12 protein-coding genes and 3 riboswitches are annotated in these 18887 nt (G+C 49.0%); of the genes, 9 read left to right on the top strand and 3 right to left on the bottom strand.

Annotation, left to right across the window (positions count from 1 at the left end):
- Positions 1-8: 8 nt before the first annotated feature.
- The 3 genes from ACYQ2M_RS15605 to ACYQ2M_RS15595 all read right to left on the bottom strand — a co-directional run bounded on the left by ACYQ2M_RS15605 (position 9) and on the right by ACYQ2M_RS15595 (position 4568).
- Positions 9-2129 (bottom strand): TonB-dependent receptor, encoded by a 2121-nt coding sequence (locus ACYQ2M_RS15605; RefSeq protein ID WP_459917290.1) that lies wholly within the window; start codon positions 2127-2129, stop codon positions 9-11.
- A gap of 234 nt (positions 2130-2363) precedes the next feature.
- On the bottom strand, positions 2364-3107 hold the full coding sequence (locus tag ACYQ2M_RS15600) for a class I SAM-dependent methyltransferase (protein ID WP_459917289.1): 744 nt from the start codon (positions 3105-3107) through the stop codon (positions 2364-2366).
- A gap of 399 nt (positions 3108-3506) precedes the next feature.
- The gene (locus tag ACYQ2M_RS15595) at positions 3507-4568 is read right to left on the bottom strand and encodes an LbtU family siderophore porin (RefSeq protein ID WP_459917288.1); all 1062 of its coding nucleotides are present in this window, start codon (positions 4566-4568) and stop codon (positions 3507-3509) included.
- Positions 4569-4817: 249 nt separating this feature from the next.
- A riboswitch (cobalamin riboswitch) is annotated at positions 4818-5086 on the bottom strand.
- Between the two features lie 281 nt (positions 5087-5367).
- A riboswitch (cobalamin riboswitch) is annotated at positions 5368-5558 on the top strand.
- Between the two features lie 219 nt (positions 5559-5777).
- Between ACYQ2M_RS15595 and ACYQ2M_RS15590 the strand changes: the two genes are divergently transcribed.
- The 9 genes from ACYQ2M_RS15590 to cobO all read left to right on the top strand — a co-directional run bounded on the left by ACYQ2M_RS15590 (position 5778) and on the right by cobO (position 18887).
- Entirely contained in the window at positions 5778-7751 is a 1974-nt protein-coding gene (locus ACYQ2M_RS15590) for a TonB-dependent receptor plug domain-containing protein (RefSeq protein ID WP_459917287.1), read from the top strand.
- A gap of 135 nt (positions 7752-7886) precedes the next feature.
- On the top strand, positions 7887-9101 hold the full coding sequence (locus ACYQ2M_RS15585; RefSeq protein WP_459917286.1) for an adenosylcobinamide amidohydrolase: 1215 nt from the start codon (positions 7887-7889) through the stop codon (positions 9099-9101).
- Positions 9102-9325: 224 nt separating this feature from the next.
- Positions 9326-13219, top strand: a complete 3894-nt coding sequence (locus tag ACYQ2M_RS15580; RefSeq protein ID WP_459917285.1) for a cobaltochelatase subunit CobN — start codon at positions 9326-9328, stop codon at positions 13217-13219.
- A complete protein-coding gene (locus ACYQ2M_RS15575; protein ID WP_459917284.1) occupies positions 13219-13971 on the top strand; it encodes a DUF2162 family putative transporter in 753 nt (250 codons plus the stop codon). Before ACYQ2M_RS15580 ends, ACYQ2M_RS15575 begins: the two co-directional genes overlap by 1 nt.
- Entirely contained in the window at positions 13968-14615 is a 648-nt protein-coding gene (locus tag ACYQ2M_RS15570) for a MotA/TolQ/ExbB proton channel family protein (protein WP_459917283.1), read from the top strand. The genes ACYQ2M_RS15575 and ACYQ2M_RS15570 overlap by 4 nt, the downstream gene beginning before the upstream one ends.
- The gene (locus tag ACYQ2M_RS15565; protein ID WP_459917282.1) at positions 14612-14983 is read left to right on the top strand and encodes a DUF2149 domain-containing protein; all 372 of its coding nucleotides are present in this window, start codon (positions 14612-14614) and stop codon (positions 14981-14983) included. The genes ACYQ2M_RS15570 and ACYQ2M_RS15565 overlap by 4 nt, the downstream gene beginning before the upstream one ends.
- Positions 14980-16623, top strand: coding sequence for a carbon-nitrogen hydrolase family protein (locus ACYQ2M_RS15560; protein WP_459917281.1), 1644 nt, complete (start codon positions 14980-14982; stop codon positions 16621-16623). The genes ACYQ2M_RS15565 and ACYQ2M_RS15560 overlap by 4 nt, the downstream gene beginning before the upstream one ends.
- Before the next feature lie 228 nt (positions 16624-16851).
- Entirely contained in the window at positions 16852-17811 is a 960-nt protein-coding gene (locus ACYQ2M_RS15555; protein ID WP_459917280.1) for an AEC family transporter, read from the top strand.
- An 80-nt stretch (positions 17812-17891) separates the two neighbouring features.
- A riboswitch (cobalamin riboswitch) is annotated at positions 17892-18075 on the top strand.
- 275 nt (positions 18076-18350) lie between these two features.
- Entirely contained in the window at positions 18351-18887 is a 537-nt protein-coding gene (cobO, locus tag ACYQ2M_RS15550) for a cob(I)yrinic acid a,c-diamide adenosyltransferase (RefSeq protein WP_459917279.1), read from the top strand.

Raw genomic sequence — 18887 nt, 5'->3', positions numbered from 1 at the left:
TGTCCACATTACAGGGACACGGAGATCGTGCCCATTACGGTTCGACCGGGCATCTTGTAGTATTCATAATATTCTTCATCCAACAGGTTGTCCACGGACAGAGTAAGGGATACTTTCTTACTGGGCCGGGCCGTTATCTGAGCATCCACGACAACGGAGTCTGTGTAGTCATTGAATACGGAGCTGGCATAGGGATCCCGCTGATCATCATAGACACTATCAGAATATCTTAAGTTAGCAGAGACATCCAGAAAATCGGTAAAATATCCCACCCAGAAATTGAATATGTCCGTGGGTACCTCAGTCACCTCCCAGCCGTCTTGATTGACGGACGGATCCGTCTTGGTATACTCGGACCAGTGATGGGTATAGTGGATACCTCCTTTCATATGCCAGGGCAGGCTGGCTTCAATGGCGGTTTCAATGCCGTTGACTTCAGCTGATTGTGCATTGATCCGTTTCTTTATGCTGACCGATTGGCCATCAACAATGTAATCTTTTGAGGCATTTACAATAAGATCGTCATAATCATTCTGGAAATAGGTGGCCTTGAGCCGCAGCTTTCTGTTGAGAAGTTCCCACTCCGTGCCAACTTCCCATGAGGTATTGGTGGTGGGGTCCAAATCCGGATTACCTGCGGCATACGTCGTTTCTCCCCCAATGGTATAACTATAACTTGCGATCCTGTAATACAGGGAAGGAGCGGTAAATGATTTCCCGTAAGATGCACGCAGTATACCGTTTTCCATCAGCCGGTAAACCAAAGAGGCTTTGGGGCTGAACTGCCCGTCATCCACATCCTCGCCGTTCGCATGGTTTCCGTTAATGTCGGAATACTCCGTATCCTTAGCCCACCAATGGTCATAACGCCCCCCCAGATACAGGGTAGTGGATTCAATGGGTGTGTATTCTGCCTGAACAAAGGTGCCCCAGGTCAGGCTTTCTCCGGAATCCCGCGTTGCAACGGAAGCCCAGCTGTCCGAATCACTGGGGCTGGACAAGTTGTATTTGGTGACGGTGGCCGTCTCTTTTACCCCCTGGGTACCCATGGTCAAAAGGAACTGGTTATCCATCATGTGAAATGTGGCGGAAAGATCTGCCTGAAAAAGATCGTTGTCTTCCACCTTGGTGTAGGCACCGGAAACCGAATGAGACTGGGTTTCTTTGTCGTTGTATCCCACAAGGGTGTTGACATCTACCTGGTCCGGCACGGAATAGTCATAATGAAGGGTGTGTACATAGGACTCTTTTTGATAGGAGGTTGCTGTAAATGTGGTCCCACTCAAACTGGTCAGATAATAATCCGAACCATCCTGGATGTAAACATCGCCGGATATAATGGCGTTCTCGTCGGCATCGGTGAGACAGCTTCCTCCGCCCTTCCATCCATACTCAAACTGGCTGATGTTAAAGCTGTACCAAATTTTGGAATCATCGGAAATTTCATACCCGGTTTTTAAAAAGCCTCCGTAATCCTCATACCAGTTATCCCCTTGGGTTCCGACAATATACCGGGTTGCCCCGGTCTGGGGATTGGTATCAAAAGGTACGTTTGTGGCAATGGGAATAGAGGAATCCAATGTTCCGGAAACCGGAGTTGACAGCGTCTTATAGTAAGGGTTGGTCTCATAACCGTCCGTGGTCCGGTACTTAAAACTCATGGAATAAAAAAACTTGTCTCCAAGGGTTTTATCTGCCCAGGAAAGATGATTGGAATCATCCGGGGTGGCAAAGGGACGGTCTGCAATACGTGCGCTGTAATACTGGGTATTGTCTTCCCCATAGGTAAAAGAAGCCTCGGCCTCCGTGTCATAAGGAATTTTGGTAATATAGTTGATGACACCGGTCTGAGCAAGAGTTCCGTAAAGGGCGGAAAAAGGCCCCCGGACCACCTCAATTTTTTCCACATCATTCATGGGAATGGCCCCTGTGTGATAGTACTGGCCGTAATCGTACCAGTTGAGTCCGTCAACCATGACAAGAGCCCTGTTCCCCCGGATCATCGGGCGGGACCAGTAATCGGCCAGCCCCCTGTATTGACGGGGGTAAATCCCCTCTGTTCGGAACAGGGGTTTGAAGGGATGTTCCGAGTTAAAGGCTGAAATTTCGTTTTCGTAAATAACTGACACCGAGGCAGGTGAATCCAGTGGAGCTTTGGGGTTTTCGTGGCGATAACCGTCATTGTCTCAAGCTCAACACTTTTACCAGATTCTAAAAGTTTCGATTCAAATGCCCGATTCGTTTCATCCAAAGCCCAGCCCGGAGAATACAGACAAAGAGAAATGAAAACCACAACTACACACAATATATTTTTTATTATTTTCATCTTTTTTTCCTTATTCAAGCGTCATGAATAAACACAATCATTTATTTCCACACACAATAAAAAAAATGGGGGATAATTTTTTAGTAACCCCATAGGGATTAACCCTGAAATAGTGACGAGTATCACAGGGGGAAATTTGATTGAATCCGGCTTTTTGCATCAGACGACCCGCATCTTTAAGGGTTACCCCCTCATAAAGAGGAAGGGAGCGGATCAGGCCGGCATAATAAGAAAAAAAACGGTATGAAATCAGGCTGCGGGTCTTAAAGAATCCTTTTACCGTGTTTAAAACCAGGTGATGAATTCGGGACCAGGTGATATTACGCCAGTACCCGTCGGAAATAATGATACGTCCCCCCGGTTTCAACACCCGATACCATTCCTGTATGGCCGTTTCCGGATCAGGAAGGGTCCACATAAGGTTCCTGGTAACGACCACATCAAAGGCATCATCTCCAAATGGGAGATTCTCTGCGTCCCCTGTCTGAAAATCAATACAAAGCCTCATTTTGTCAGCTTGCCGCCTGGCACGCTCAATCATGCCAGGGGAAATATCAATCCCGGTGACTTCAAAGCCCGCCTGGGCAAGATAAAATGCCAACTGACCGGGACCTGTACCAACATCAAGCGCTTTAAGCCCTTCTCCTCGCACATGGCTCACCAGGTCGTTGATGGTGGACTTCCAGTCGCTAACTGTCTCGATTGACTTGGCCCGGTCCATTTTGTAGCTCGCACTTCTCCAATTCCAGTATCTTTGAATCTGATTTTTCAGTCTGTCCATACAGCAGGCTCCTATTAATTGTTTCCATCTCAATGGTATTAAGCAGCATGCCAAAAAAAAACCACAAAGATTCGGCATACAGTAAACGGCTGAACCTTCATGGTTAATTTTTTTTTATATATAACCGCCACGGGCGGGCCACATTCTCACCGGCCTTGCCCACAACGAGGCATAAAAGAATGTTAAAACGACCTACTTTTTCATATAAAAAGGCTACGGACAGACTGTCCAGCCTTATCCGTTACTTGGCTTAAAAACCCCAAGCTTCCTGTTAATCCGGAAATTTCATTAAATCGTAAAACCCAATATACGATATACGATTTTTTTGTCTTCAGACAAAATTTTTCTTTCTATAATAAATCAGAAACGGGCTGTCAAGCAGATCCGTAAATTAGCTACTTAAAACTCAAGGGCCAGTTGAAAGGTCAGACTATCAACATCTTCACCGCTTCCACCATCGGAAGTGTCATAATCCTCTGCGCTTGCGTACTCCACTGCAGCGGAAAAATAATCGTTGAAAGCCATGCCCACGGAACAAAGAATTTTGGATTCAGGCAAAATATCCACAGCATCTTCAGATGCCTGATATGCCAGGGCAAAGATGGTTTCTTTTCCGGCCAGATCAACGGCATATCCCAGCTCAAGGGCCCAGACTGCAGGGGCATCTATTGCGGTACCGTCGCCAAAATCAGCATCATCACCTGCAGCAACATACTCTGCCATAAAAGAGACAGGCCCCATGCATGCAAGTGCATGGAGGGAGTAACCATCCACATACTCAACGAGTCCTGCATGATCGTCTGCCACTTCACTGAGTCCACCGGATTCAAAGATATTGTTTATCCAGTCCGCACCGGCAGCCAGGGTAAAGGCTTCGGATTCATATTCATAGGCAAGGGAAGCACCAAAACAGCTGATATCGTCATCTTCATCAATTTCATCGATGTCACCGTTAAATGTATATGCAGCAGCACTGACACCGCCCATGTTGATACCCACTTGAATCGCTGTGTCTGCGGTTTCTCCCAGATCCTGGGTCATGGGATCTGAAATCATATTAGTTTCATATATACCAAAGGGAACGTACAATTTGCCAACCTGAATATAATAAGGTATGCTGTCAGAATCACCCAGCTTAACATGGGCCTCATCAAAGATCATCTCTTCGGCATCGTCATCCCAGGAAAAAAGCACAAATCCAGTCAACCAATCTGTGGGGGCTGCTTCCAATCCCACTTCCGCCGTGGCAAGAGAAATATCGCTGCTATCTTCATCATCCACCCCGTTATCCTCAAAACCAACTTCAACCTCAATGCAACCGGACAGATCAATTTTACCCGGATTGATTTCACCCAGATCCATGGCAAATCCCGTGCTGCCCATGCAGATCATTGCAAAAAGTACAGTTATAGTATAACCAATGCCTTTTTTGCTGCCTGCTCCTTTTGTCCTTTGTTTCATCTTTACGCTCCTTTAAACTCCTGTTTTTTTATAAACGCCTGTTTCTTTAACGGACAACAAACAACATGTACGGTGATTGATGGTGGCGATGCACAAGGCATTCGTTGACACCATTACCAGGTATCAACCATAGGGGCGATGGAAAAACAACAAAGACAGGCAACACCCCGAACCGTAACAATAATAACGATCCAGGATGTCCCATTTTTATCCGGAGGGATCATTGCGCAGTTTCTCTGTCCACGGGAAAAAACGCATCTTGCCTGGGCAGGTCTTCTGACTTTCCGTCCTCTTCAGCAGCCTTCCCACCAGGCCTTTCATCCGTTTTCATATCCCCAAAGTGCAGGACAATGCAAAAAAAACGTTTAAAAAGCACAAAGCAGTGGCATAAAATGCCGAAGTGATTTTCCCTTTAAATGTCAAGAGAAAAAGGATTACAGCGGCGGGCCCGTCCCCGATTTTCACGGGGTTCCCTGTTGGGAAATCAAAAAAAGTCTACCACGCCGTCATGGAAGGTCACTATTTGGATTTCCCTATGCTTTTTACAAAGCACCCAGACAATTTTGACAGAAACTTTAACCACTCTTTTTCTCAATAGTCAACAGATTTATTGCCGTATACCCATTATGATGTTGCGCAAAGATCAATTAAAAAGATACGATATTTGACTTTAATATTTGCTTGACATTAAAGCCAGCTGGAGTAATATATCTCGCTGTACAGGTGCTGAAGTAAAGCATAAGGGAGTTCATAGAAAACAATCTATCCAAATTTAATTAAAGACACCTGCAATTAAAGGATCTTTACTGTACAAATGGGTAGTTTTATTCTTGTGAAATCCATAACAGGGAACCACGTTAAAATCGTGGACGGGCCCACCGCTGTGACCGGGGACGAAAGCTGCAAAATGCCACTGACCATTTGGTTGGGAAGGTGCGGCCGGTAGATTGATCCGGAAGTCAGAAGACCTACCTGTACAGAGCGGGCATATACTTTATGGAAAAAGTCGCCCGGTGAAGTATCTAAGGATAAAAAAGGGAAATCCCTGGATTGAAAATTATTTCGGTCCGGGGATTTTTGTTTTTCCGGACAAGCCATTTAATGAGAAAGTTCCGGCAAAACCCACAGGACTTTCAAGCTTCGTTGTGGGTGTGTACCAAGGTGAAAATGGTCCACCCATGGCGGTTATTTTGAGGAGAAATCATCATTATGAAGCGTTGGATTGCCACCTTTTTTACAGCAGTTATTGCGACGATATCCTTGCCTGCCTGGGGACAAACTGTTCCCGAACCAAAAACATCCGTACTGGACACCATGGTGGTGACCGCAGGAAGGGTGAAAGAAAAAAAAGAAGATGTCACCACCAACATCACCGTGATCACCCAGAAAGAAATTGAGCAGACCTTTGTCCAGGATCTGGGAGATCTTTTGTCCAGACAGGGATTCATGATCCGTGAATATCCCAATTCCCTGGTATCTGTTTCCGTAAGGGGATTCAGCACAGAAACCCATGGGAACGATCTGGCAAGCCATGTATTAATTTTGATCAATGGACGACGCTCTGGAACCGGTAACCTGTCAAAGATCATGATGGACAATGTGGAGCGGGTGGAAATCATCCGTGGCCCAGGGTCGGTGCAATATGGTGCCTCGGCCATGGGCGGGGTGGTCAATGTGATTACCCGCCAAGGTGAGGGAAAAACATCTGCTTTTATGGAAGGTTCTCTGGGCAGCTGGAATAATGAAAAGATAGCCGCAGGCATCTCCGGTGATGCCAAGGGCTTTGACTTTTCGGCCACCATCTCAAGGGAATCCCAGGACGATTACAACACGGCCAAAGGGGATAAATATTACAACACCGGGTTTGATTCAAAGGAGCGGCTCAGCCTCAACGGCGGCTGGACATTTGCAGCCAATAATCGCATGGGTATCACCTACACCGGATACCAGGGCGAGGGCATTGGCAATCCCGATTACCTGAGTGCCAATGATCTGGATGACTATGTGGACCATGCCATTCACACCGTTGATCTGGTGTATGACGGCCAGTCCGCAGATGGATTTTTATTATGGAATCTGCGTTATTTCAACGGCAAGGACGAATACGAAACCTTTGATCCGGAAACCTACGGCAGCACCCACGATTATTTTCGGGATACGGATCAACAGGGCGCTCAGGCCCAGCTCACCGCCATGTGGGACACCACCCATGTTACTGCGGGTGTGGACTGGACCTATTACGCCATCTCCAACTCCTATACCCTTGCAGGTGAGGAAAACACCTATGACAACCCGTCGGCATTTATCATGGCAAAAACCGAACTGCTGGACAGCAAATTGATCCTGTCGGCAGGGGGACGTTATGACAAATATGATGTGGAAAGTGATGACAACCAGAGTACCAGTGAAACCAATTGGTCCTCCAGCCTGGGAGCTGTGTATAAACTGACCCAGGGCCTGAGCATCCGGGCCAATTACGCCGAAGCCTTTAGAATGCCCACCGCAGATCAGCTCTACATGTTTGATGATTACAGTGCCTTTGGGTTTGGTATCTGGTCGGGCAATCCAGATCTGAAACCTGAAAAGAGTAAAACATATGAAATCGGTGTGGACATCTCCAAAAATATTTTTACCTGCGGTATGACCTATTTTTACACGGATTTCGAAAACAAAATCGCCTATTCCTATGTCCCGGCAGAGGATCTCACCCGCTACGAAAATGTTGACGGTGCCACCCTGTCCGGTCTTGAGGGGTCCGTTCAACTGGACATCAGCAGTCTGCTTGGATGGACTGCCTATCAGCTGACACCCTACGCCTCCTTTACCTGGCTGAATGATTACACTGACGATGGAAACGATGAGGACCTTCAGTACACCCCGGAATGGACCGCGTCATACGGCATTCGTTTTTCCAATGATGCAGCAGGTTTTTCCTCCAACCTCAATTTCAGCCATATCAGTGAGCAGGATATCACCGATTACGAAGGCACAGGGGAGTCAACCCTTGATGCCTACACCGTGGCCGACCTGACCCTGAACAAAAAACTGCTCTCCTTTGACAGATACGGAGATCTCTCCGTCAAGGCCGAAGTTCGGAATCTTTTTGATGAATCCTATGCCGCAGTCCAGGGCTATACCATGCCGGGACGTTCCTTTTATGTGGGCTTGAAATATCAGTATTAAATTTGTCTCTCTGGTTCCCTTGTCCTTTGGGTAAGGGAATCAGAGCTCCTTTTTGGGGCCGGAACAAAATATACCTGCCGGAATGGCCATGGGTATATTTCTCGGCAGAAATCGCCTTGAACAAAGGAAAAAATCATGAAACCTCGCAGAGATCGATTCCTTGTGTACTGTCTTGTTTTCATATTCGGATTGATCCAAGGGGCATCCCTTTCCCTTGCGGCAGAAACAGTACCGGAAACATCCGATAACATACTTAACACACATTTGGTGGACCTTGATCTGGATTATGTTGATCATGCCCGGGTGGTTTGGCATCGGGTGGGAAAATATCAATTCAAATCCCTGGCCATCCACTTTAAATCACCCCAGGACATTCTCTCCACCTTTGAAGGGAATCTGACCGGGATAATGGGGGTTGGTAACACCTTTGTTCCCATGGAAGCCAGCCGGGAACACATGGCCCACGGGGTGACACAGGTAAAACAGGACATCCGCAAAAATCTTGGTTTCAATGACGGTGAATTCAGCGCCTTGATGACCGGTGCCGACATGGACAATCTGGCTGTCAGCACCAGAACATATGAGGATCTGGCTGTGACAGCACTGGTCACCGCGGGTGTTAAAGGCAATGCCATGCGCATGTCAAAGGATGAAGGCCAGTATTTCCATCATGGCACCATCAACATTATTGTCATGTGCAACAGGAAACTCTCCGCCAATGCCCGGGCCAGGTGCATTATAACCATCACCGAAGCCAAATCCGCAGCCCTGCTGGATATGGACGTCAGAAGTTCATACACCCCCTGGTCCCATCGGGCCACGGGTACGGGCACGGATAATATCATTGTGGTTCAGGGGGAAGGGTCGAATGCAGGCCTTGCAGGAGGACACAGCAAAATTGCGGAAATCATGGCCCGGGCCGTCCATGACGGGGTAACCCGGGCCATCCTGAAACAGAACCGCATTACGGCAGATCGGGATATTTTCCAGCGACTGGCCGACCGCAAGGTGACGGTTGCAGACATTGCCGGTTACATGACCTGCCGGGAACAAGACAGGGAAAAGATAACAAACGGGCTGACAAGCCTGTTGTCCACACCCGCCTATGCAGGGTTTATGGCACTTTCCCTGTCGGTAAGTGATGATCACGAAAAAGGTTTGATAAAAGACTTACGTTTTTTTGATGAAATGTGCCGGTCCGTCACCGCCCAGATCAACGGAGTGGAAGATTTAAGGAAGGGTTCACCAAAGCATACCCCAATGCCGGATATCCCCGTGGTGATGGCCAGAGCCTTTGAGGCACTGGCAAATGGTATAGTCCTGGCGGACACAACGAAGATAGGGTCGTAGACGCGGAGCCAAATGGCATTATGCCGCCCCTCCCCCGACGGGCAATGGGCCCGGAACTGTAGACAGCTCGATTGTCCGGTTCCTATTGCCCATCGGGGGAGGGGCTCTGCTGAGGTAGACTTGAAGGCTACCTTTTCATATAACCGCCACGGGCAGACCGTATTCTGATCCGGCTCTGCCACAACACCAGCAACAACCCGCCATGCATGGCGGGAGGAAAAATCATGCGTAAAAACCAATTATTATTATCAGCTCTGGTTTTTTTTGTCCTGTTTGCGGCTTCAGCATCGGCCACGGGCCAGAAAAAACACAGCCTTATTCTCCTGAACGGGGCCGCAGCCTCCTACAATACAAGCCAGGCCATTTCCCATTTGCTGGAAAATCCATACATATCCGATAATGTAAGCCTTTGCTATTATACGGAAGAAGACCTGGTCACCCACAGAATTTCTCCTGAAACAATCCAAAATGCGGATATCATTATCCTGGATGACATGTATCGTACCCTGGTGGACTACGCCCTTGAACAGGTTGACTTTAATAAAACAAAGGTCTACGGCCTTTCCACCGTACCCCGGAATCCGAAAAAAATTATTGTCGACCCCCAGGTCAAGCGATATGCCCGGCCCTTTACCCGCCGGAACATGTCAGGTTTGATTGGGTTTCTGCTCCACCGGGATTTGGGCCTGGACATTGATGTCAGCACCCCCCAGGCCATACCCAAAAGCGGTATTTTCCATCCGGACAGCGAAAAAATATTTGAAACTTTTGATGACTATTTCTCCTGGTATCGGTCATCCGGACATTATGCATCAGAAGGGTTCTGGGTGGGCATTCCGGAAATGAACACCTATGCCTATCCTGGAGAAATCGGCCAGGTGGTCAAAACAGTGGTTCAAAAGCTGGAAGCCCAGAACATCAATGTACTGCCGGTGTACGCCTATCCAGCCCAAACTGCCGTGAAACAATTCTTTTATGATCCGGTCTCAAAGCAGTCACGGGTGGATCTCATTGCCTCCCTGGCCTTTAAGTTTTCTCCCTCCGATGTCCAAAAGACCCGTGAGCTTTTCACAAAACTGGACGTTCCGGTGTTCAATCCCCTGCGGGTGCACTTTTTGACCCTTCCCCAATGGGAAAAAGATCCCCAGGGCCTGGGTCCCATGGAGATCACCTATGCCATGAGCAATCCTGAAATTCTGGGACTCATTGAACCCTCCCTTTTGGGGGGCAGGATGGCCTTCCGGGACGAACAAAGCGGTAGAACCGTTTACACCTACCAGCCCATTGAAGAAAATATCGATTTTTTTATCAAACGGCTAAAGGCATGGCAGCGTCTGCAGGCAACTCCCAACAAGGACAAAAAGATTGTCATCATGTTCTGGAATCACACCCCTGGTAAACAGAACATCGGTTCCACCTACCTCAACGTATTCCGCAGCCTGGAAGAAATTATACAGCGATTGTCCAGGGAAGGCTATCATGTGGACGGCAAACTGCCCACGGAAGAGGAAATCAAACAGCTGCTACTGACTTCAGGCAGAAACATCGGCTCCTGGGCCCCGGGGGAGCTGGATGCCCTCATCCGTGCAAATAGAGTGATTCGTCTGCCCTTTGATCAATACAACAAATGGTATCAGGATCTTGACCCCGACTACAAAAAAGGCGTTGAGGCCGACTGGGGCCGGGTGGAGGCATCCAACATCATGACCCGAAACCGGGAAATCATATTTCCCTGCGTCACCCTTGGCAATGTGGTCCTGGTGCCCCAGCCCTCCCGGGGCTGGCACGATGACCCCACCAAACTCTACCACTCCACCACATTGTGGCCCCACCACCAGTATACGGCCTTTTATCTGTGGCTCAAGCATGGGTTCAAGGCAGATGGCATTATTTCCCTTGGCACCCACGGGTCCCATGAATGGCTTCCCGGCAAACAGGCAGGCCTTAGTCAATCCTGTTCACCGGAGGTGCTCATCCAGGACATCCCCAACATTTATCCCTATATCATGGACAATATCGGCGAAGGGGTCCAGGCCAAACGCCGGGGCCGGGGCGTCATTGTGGATTATCTGATCCCCCCCATGAAAAAAGCCGGAACCTATGAGGAGTACGGCGAACTTGCCGGTCTTATCAGTGCATATGAAGAAACCATGACCCGAAGCCCGGAACTTGCCGCCAAAAAATTAAACCGTATTGAAACCCTGGCAGGCACATTGGGATTGCTCAAGGATCTTCAGATCACCACCTTTACACCAGACGACATGGAAACCATTGAACATTATCTTCTGGAACTGCAGGAGGCCAACCTTCCCTACGGACTTCACACCTTTGGAATTTCTCCCGAAGGTGAAGGCCTCACAGAATTTTCCCAGTTGATTCAGGAACGTCACGACACGCTTTCCACAGAAGAAATTCAACGCAGATTAAGCCTCTGCAGCCGGGAGATGGATCATCTGTTAAAGGGCATTCAAGGCAGATACATCCCCTCGGCCGGGGCCAATGATCCTTTAAGAAATGTGGATGCCATTCCCACGGGAAATAATTTCTACGGATTTGACCCGGCCAGGGTACCGTCAAAAGATGCCTGGGAGCTGGGTAAAGACCAGGGCAAACAATTGATTGCAAAATACCTGGAGGAAAACGGCAAATATCCGGAGAAAATCGGCCTGGTGTTCTGGAGCATTGAACTCCAGCGCAATGAGGGCACCCAGGTGGGCACCGCTCTGTATCTTTTGGGCATGAAGCCGGTGTGGGATAAAAACAACAAGGTCACCGGGGTTGAAGCCATACCCGGTGCGGTGCTGGGACGACCCCGCATTGATGTTCACATGCAGGTGTCCGGCCTGTTCCGGGACAATTTCCCCTCCCTGATTCTGCTGCTGGACGAGGCTGTGACCCGGGCCGGACAGCTGCAGGATGTGGATAATTTCATTGCCCTTCACAACCAGAAAATCAAAGGCTACCTCCTGGACAAGGGATATGATGAAAAAGAGGCGGACCAGTTAAAAAGTCTGCGGGTCTTTTCCAACGCACTGGGCGCTTACGGCAACACCATTGAGGACTTGATTCCGGCCAGTGGCCTGTGGGAGGGGGATGACGAAATTGCCGATGTGTTCATCAACTATGTCTCTTTCGGATACGGCAAAAATGTGTGGGGCAAACCCCTGAAGTCGGCCTACAAAAAAAATCTTGAAGATGTAAAAATGACCATGCACACCCGGTCCAGCAATCTTTTTAAGAACCTTGACACCGACGGAGTTTTCTCCGAACTGGGGGGGCTTTCCCTGGCTGTGAAACGGGTGAGCGGGGCCTATCCGGATGTGGTGCTGTCCAATCAGGCAAATCCCGATAATGCCCGGGTGGAGGATATTGAAAAAACCATCGGCAGGGAACTGCGCTCCCGGTACCTCAATCCCAAATGGATTGAAGGCATGAAAAAAGAAAATTATGCAGGCGCAAGGGAGATGAATCGATTTGTGGAACATCTCTGGGGCTGGCAGGTCACCACCCCCTTTGCCGTTGACGGTGCCAAATGGCAGCAGATCTATGAGGTTTATATCCAGGACAAATACGGCATGGAACTTAAATCTTTTTTTAACAAAAACAACCCCTGGGCCCAGCAGTCCATGGCGGCCCGGATGCTGGAGGCAGACCGCAAGGATTATTGGAAGGCACCCGAGGAGGTGAAAAAAGATCTGGCCAGAACCTATGCCCTGAACGTCATTGAAAAGGGCGTGGCCTGCTGTGAACACACCTGCAACAATGCCATGCTTCAAAAATTTGTCACCAACATCATCTCCCTGTACGGGCTTCTCACCCCCAAAGAGCTGGAACAGTTCAAGATGGTGGTGGCCAAAGCCGTGGGAAAAACCCAGGCCGAACATGAGGCAGAGCATGCCAAGATCCGGGAAGGATTGAAAGAGACCGTGGAAGAGATTCAGCAGGAGGAAACGGTCAAGGCCGAAAAAGAGGGCAAACCGCTTAAAGGGTTTGAAATGGTGGAGGAAAAAATGGAAGAGACCAAGGTCACCTCCTCCGGCTCCTCCTGGATGGTCATGGCCATTGTCATCATAATTCTGGGCCTTGTGCTCCTGGGATGGAAAAGGAAAAGAATATAATGTTTGAACAACTTTGGATGAGCGGCATATTGGTGGCTTTTTCCGTGTTCGGCATTAAAGCCGGAGTGGGGCTGGGAGCCCAGATATACAGCACAAGCCTTTCCCCGGGTAAAAAAGTCGTTTTTACGGGGGGGTGCTTTTTTGCCTATCTTGTTCTGTTTTTCGGTATTTACGCCATTGTAAGTCAATTGAATCTCTTAAACTACCTGGACAAGCTGTCCCACCTGCTTCAATATGGCATGTGGGTACACCTTGTGGTGGCCCTGGGACTCCTGGTCTGGGGGACAACCCTTTTGATGCGTCCTTCAAATGCAAAGCATCCCTCCCTGTTCCGGGCAAGTCTGCTGCTGGTTGTGCCCTGCCCGGTGTGCGCCACCGTAATTTTGCTGAACCTTACCCTGGCCCTTTCCCTGTCTCCATATCCGCCGTTTTTAACCACATTGATTCTTTTTGGGATGTTTATGGGTATCATTGCCCTGACCCTGGGCGTGCTTTTTCCCCGCCGTCGTCACATGGGATCCGGTACAGGATTTCTGGGTCTTTCCATGACCTTGATAGCCCTTTATTTTCTCATGACCGTGGTCATTGCTCCCCTGTATCCTGAAATCAAGGCCGCCTTTACCATGGCCGTTTCCAACAGCCCCGCCCCCCAGTCGGACTTACGCCCCATCCTGATATTATCGGGCATATCCCTTTTTCTGACCGGCCTGGGATTTGTCCGCACCTATTTTTCTAAAGGAGATACCCATTGAATCTTTTCCCTGCACTTCAGACCATACTCTATACCATTTCAACGGCCCTGCTCTATCCCGTGGTGATCCTGCTGGTGATCCTGTGTCTCTGGATGCTCATCTATACCGGTGGGTTTATTGCAGAATGGATTAAACGAACCCAGTTTCGCAGCAACGGCAAACTGACCGACTCCCTTGAACAGATTCAGTCCCAGCGGAAACTGCCCCCATCCCTGGCAGAGAATCTTCCTGCCCACATTGGCGATTACACTAACAACCTTGGAAGCATCATCAAAGAGCAGAGCCGATTTGAAGAAGAAAAGGTGGAAGACCTCAACCAGCAGAAGCATTATGCCCTGCTGCGGGAGGTGGATAAAATCCGGCTGATTGTTCGCATTGGACCAAGCCTTGGGCTCATGGGAACCCTGATTCCCATGGGAACCGGCCTTGCCGGACTTACCAAGGGAAACATGGCCGAGCTTTCCTCCAGCCTGATCCTGGCATTTACCACCACGGTCGTGGGGCTGGCATTGGGAATTACAGCCCATTTTTTTTCCGTCACCAGGGAACGGTGGGCCATTGAAGACATGCGTAATATCAACCTGATCACAGAGGCCATGGTGAAAAAAGACGAACCTGTTTCAAAAAAAGGGTCCCCTTTATGAAATACCTTGCAACCAGCCGACCGGGTCAATTTCGTAAGGCGGGCAACGAAGAGCCCATGAACGGCGTGGCCAATCTGTTTGATGTGGCCCTTGTGTTTATTGTGGCTCTGCTCCTTTCCCTCATGGCCACCTTCCAGGTGCTTGATTTTTTCAACCCGGACAGTCAAATCACGGTGATGAAAAAAGTAAAGGATCAATGGCAGGTGATCACTAAAAAAGGCACCGACGTCAAGGTTAAAAAGATTACAGACCGCACGGTGGGTGGAGATGAAGGATTTGAGCTGGGGACGGCCTACCAGCTCAAAGACGGACGAGTCATCTATATCCCCAGTGAGTTAAACGAAGAGATGATGGATGGATTTAAATGAAATTTATGCTCAAACGTATTGTGTTGATCTTTTTCCTGTTGTGCCAATGGGGCATGCCGGCAACGGCCCAGACCTCCGTGGCCCACTCCCTTAAAATTGCCCTGATCCACTATGCGGTGAAACATAAAGATCCTGCCGAAAATCTCAAAGCCCTGTTGGAACTGAACCGCAGTGCCGCCCAGCAGGGGGCCAGGCTTATCCTGAATACGGAACTTGCCGTTTCCGGCTACTCTTTTTCCTCCCGCCGGGACATTGCGCCCTATACGGAAACTGACCAGGGAAAAACCATGGCCGCCATGGCCGCACTGGCCCGGGAGCAGAAGGTTTACATCGGCATCACCTTTCCGGAACAGGACCCGTTGACCCAAAGTTATTACAACAGCGCCTTTGTTCTGGACCCCGGGGGCAAAATCATATGTCGATATCGTAAAATATACGGTGAAAGACGATGGGCAAGGCCGGGTAGTCCCTATCAGGAGGGAATTTTTAACACCCCCTGGGGTCGTATGGGTATTGCCATCTGTGCGGACAGTTATTTTGGACTGATACCCCGAACCCTGGCGCTCAAAGGGGTGGATTTATTATGGGTGCCGGCCAACTGGCCCCCCACGGGGGGCCTGAACCCACTTGAGGTATGGCAGACCAGGGCCCTTGAAAACGGTATCTATCTGGCAGCCTGCAACCGAACCGGCAAGGATCTTACCATGGACTGTACCCGGACGGTTTCCGCAGTGGTGGCCCCCACGGGCAAACCGTTGTTTTCCGAATCATCTGCAACTTCCAAGATTTTTGTGGCGGACATTCCCCTGGATGACCAGGGACGATTGAGCCATGTTCACCGTCAACAGTGCATGGCATCACGACAGGTAAACAACTATCGCAACATCTATCTGAAACCCTGGGTTGAAAATCTCACCGGATATTACCGGTTGCCGGAAACCGGCGTGCTTGATGTACATTGTTTCGTCCCACCGCCGGGAAAGAAATCCCTGCCATCATTGACCGCTGCCATATCAGAGAAAAAAAATGATCACCCAACCCTGTGGGTGTTGCCCCAGGGTATGGAAGATAAAATTTCCTCCCAATCTCTGTTGCTGCTGGCCCAAAATAGCAAGGTGGCCTTTGCCGTATCGCTGTCCATGGCCAAGGGCGACCCGGCCGTACCGGTCCTGATAACCCCGGAGGGCCAACAATTTTTTATGGAATCAGATATTGAACCGGATACGGGGCAAAGTCCTTTTTTTCCCTATAAAATATTACACCATGGCCCTGCCGCCATTGCCATGGTTCCTGTGGAAGCGTTACAGCACCCGGAACTGGCCGTTATTCTGGCCAAGCTGGGATGCGATCTGGTGGTGTGTTCCGAAAAAACCCTTTCCTGGAAAAACTTACTTTTAAGCCGCATGCGAACCGTGAATGGTGTGGCCGTAGCCACCTGTGCCCGTAACGCTGCTGAAATTACCTGTATGCAGGGGCTCCACGGCGGTCGGGACCATCAATACCAGGACCACCCCGGGATATGCAGCTATCAACTTGATACCGCAGGAACCCGGAAAAAATATTTTGACTATTGCATTGATTATGATTTGTTATTGAAACCCAGCGCATCCACACAAAAAAAAGTGGATTGTACCGATTAATCAAAAAACGCAATGCATTGCCGACAACATTTCGATGTTTATTGCGGTTAAAAAGCCGTCACCAACTTCCATGCCACGCTGCCAGCGCCTAAGCCAGACCGTGCCCGGCATACGGTGACGTCCAAAACCTTTTTTAGATCATACAGCCCACATTGACCGCACAAGCAAAGTATTCTATAACCCGGTGAACAGAAAATAAAGGCAGGAATAAAAAAGGGCCGGGGTATCATGTCATCTATATTTTTAAGCACGTTCGGAACTATATTCAACGCGATTTTTCAATTGTCGCTCATTTCCACGGCAGCCGGGCTACTGGTGCGCAAGCAGGTGGTATCCCAAGAGCAGGTCCAGGCGGTGTCCACGCTTACCGTCAATGTGTTTCTACCCTGTCTCATTGTTTCCACAACAATTACCCGTTTTGATCCGGGACAATTTACCTTTTGGTGGGCATGGCCCCTTTCCGGTGTGGGACTGTTTGCGGCAGGGACTCTGTTTACGGCCCTTCTGACCCGGATAAAGGTGGAAAAACGACATCTTATTCCCATAGCCTCCATACAAAACGGTATTTACTTTGTTCTGCCCATTGGTCAGCTCCTCTACCCGGATCAGTTTGACATGTTCGCCCTGTACTGTTTCCTGTTGGTTACCGGTATGACTCCCTTGACCTGGAGCGTGGGCAAGGTGCTGGTCACCGGCAAATCAACGGTTGATATTCACTGGCGGGATTTCATCACTCCACCCCTGGTGGCCACACTGATACCGCTTTTACTGATTTTTACAGGCCTTTCCACCATGGTACCCGCCCCGGCAATCCGTGCAATGAATTTCCTCGGACAAGCCACCGTCCCCCTGGCCGTATTTATCCTGGGCGCCACCATCGGAACAATTTCACTCCGACAAATGCCTCCCCTGGGGGATATTCTCACGGTGGCCTTGGTCAAGTTCATGCTGATTCCCGCAACGGTTCTGGGTATTTTGTATTTCACCGGCATATATGCCACCATGCCTTTGTTCAGCAGTATGATGATCCTTCAATCATCCTCTCCTCCGGCCACAAATTTAATCCTCATGATAAAACATTATGGTGGAGATACCCAGACCGTCAGCAGCATGATGCTGGTACAATACCTTTTGGCGCTGCCCGCCATGCCCCTGTGGCTGGCCCTATGGCATATACTGATTCAATAGCCATGATCATTGAAAATAGCATTTAAAATAGGATTTTGATTTTACCATATTTTTTGCTTGACATTACAGTGCTCAGGGTTAGAATCATCTGATGTACAGGTGCTGAAGTAAAGCATAACAGGGAACCACGTTAGACTCGTGGACGGACCCACCGCTGTGACCGGGGACGAAAGCTGCAATTATACCACTGACCATATGGTTGGGAAGGTGCGGCCGTTAGATTGATCCGGAAGTCAGAAGACCTACCTGTGCCAAGCGGGCTTGCATTTTAATGCAACGAATCGCCCGGCGAAGTATCTAAGGATAAAAAAGGGAAATCCCTGGATTGAAAATCATTTCGGTCCGGGGATTTTTGTTTTTCCGGACAGACCATTTATTGTGATGAACTATTTTTATTTTAGGGAGTCAGATTTTATTGATTTACCATTTTTCAAGCCCAGGCCGTTGTATCCTGTGGGTGTTGCCTTGGGTAAACGGTAAATTGAAAACTGCTGAGTCCCTTAAAATGATATCATCATGATAAAAGCCGCCTACCTAAAATGGAGACCGAGGCTATGAATAAAGGCTTACTCATGGTAAACACGGGAAACGGTAAAGGAAAAACCACCGCAGCACTGGGACAAACATTCAGGGCTCTGGGACATGGTAAAAAAATCTGCATCATTCAGTTTATCAAGGGAAACTGGAAATACGGTGAACTCTTTTCCATGGAAAGATACATGGATCTGGTGGATTTTTATGTCATGGGAAACGGTTTTACCTTTAAATCCGATGACCTGGAAAAAGATCGTACCATTGCCCTCAAGGGATGGGATCTGGCCAAAGAAAAACTTTCCTCCAGCGACTACTTCATGGTGCTTCTGGACGAACTTACCTACCTTATGACTCTGGGGTTTCTGGACACAGATACCATCCTGGATGGCATCACTCACAGAAGAAAAGATCTCCATGTGGTGGTCACCGGACGATATGCCCCCAAAAAACTCATTGAAACGGCAGATCTTGTGACGGATATGCAGGAGGTCAAACATCCATACCAGAATGGAATTATGGCACAAAAAGGAATCGAATTTTAA

It is taken from the genome of Desulfocicer niacini (assembly GCF_054657595.1).
This window is presented reverse-complemented; position numbering and strand designations above follow the sequence as displayed.

What these genes read in the sequence shown, in the direction of transcription:
- ACYQ2M_RS15600 (WP_459917289.1), bottom strand. Translation starts at nt 3,107, where the DNA reads ATGGACAGACTGAAAAATCAGATTCAAAGATACTGGAATTGGAGAAGT.
- ACYQ2M_RS15595 (WP_459917288.1), bottom strand. Translation starts at nt 4,568, where the DNA reads ATGAAACAAAGGACAAAAGGAGCAGGCAGCAAAAAAGGCATTGGTTAT.
- ACYQ2M_RS15590 (WP_459917287.1), top strand. Translation starts at nt 5,778, where the DNA reads ATGAAGCGTTGGATTGCCACCTTTTTTACAGCAGTTATTGCGACGATA.
- ACYQ2M_RS15585 (WP_459917286.1), top strand. Translation starts at nt 7,887, where the DNA reads ATGAAACCTCGCAGAGATCGATTCCTTGTGTACTGTCTTGTTTTCATA.
- ACYQ2M_RS15580 (WP_459917285.1), top strand. Translation starts at nt 9,326, where the DNA reads ATGCGTAAAAACCAATTATTATTATCAGCTCTGGTTTTTTTTGTCCTG.
- ACYQ2M_RS15575 (WP_459917284.1), top strand. Translation starts at nt 13,219, where the DNA reads ATGTTTGAACAACTTTGGATGAGCGGCATATTGGTGGCTTTTTCCGTG.
- ACYQ2M_RS15565 (WP_459917282.1), top strand. Translation starts at nt 14,612, where the DNA reads ATGAAATACCTTGCAACCAGCCGACCGGGTCAATTTCGTAAGGCGGGC.
- ACYQ2M_RS15560 (WP_459917281.1), top strand. Translation starts at nt 14,980, where the DNA reads ATGAAATTTATGCTCAAACGTATTGTGTTGATCTTTTTCCTGTTGTGC.
- ACYQ2M_RS15555 (WP_459917280.1), top strand. Translation starts at nt 16,852, where the DNA reads ATGTCATCTATATTTTTAAGCACGTTCGGAACTATATTCAACGCGATT.
- cobO (WP_459917279.1), top strand. Translation starts at nt 18,351, where the DNA reads ATGGAGACCGAGGCTATGAATAAAGGCTTACTCATGGTAAACACGGGA.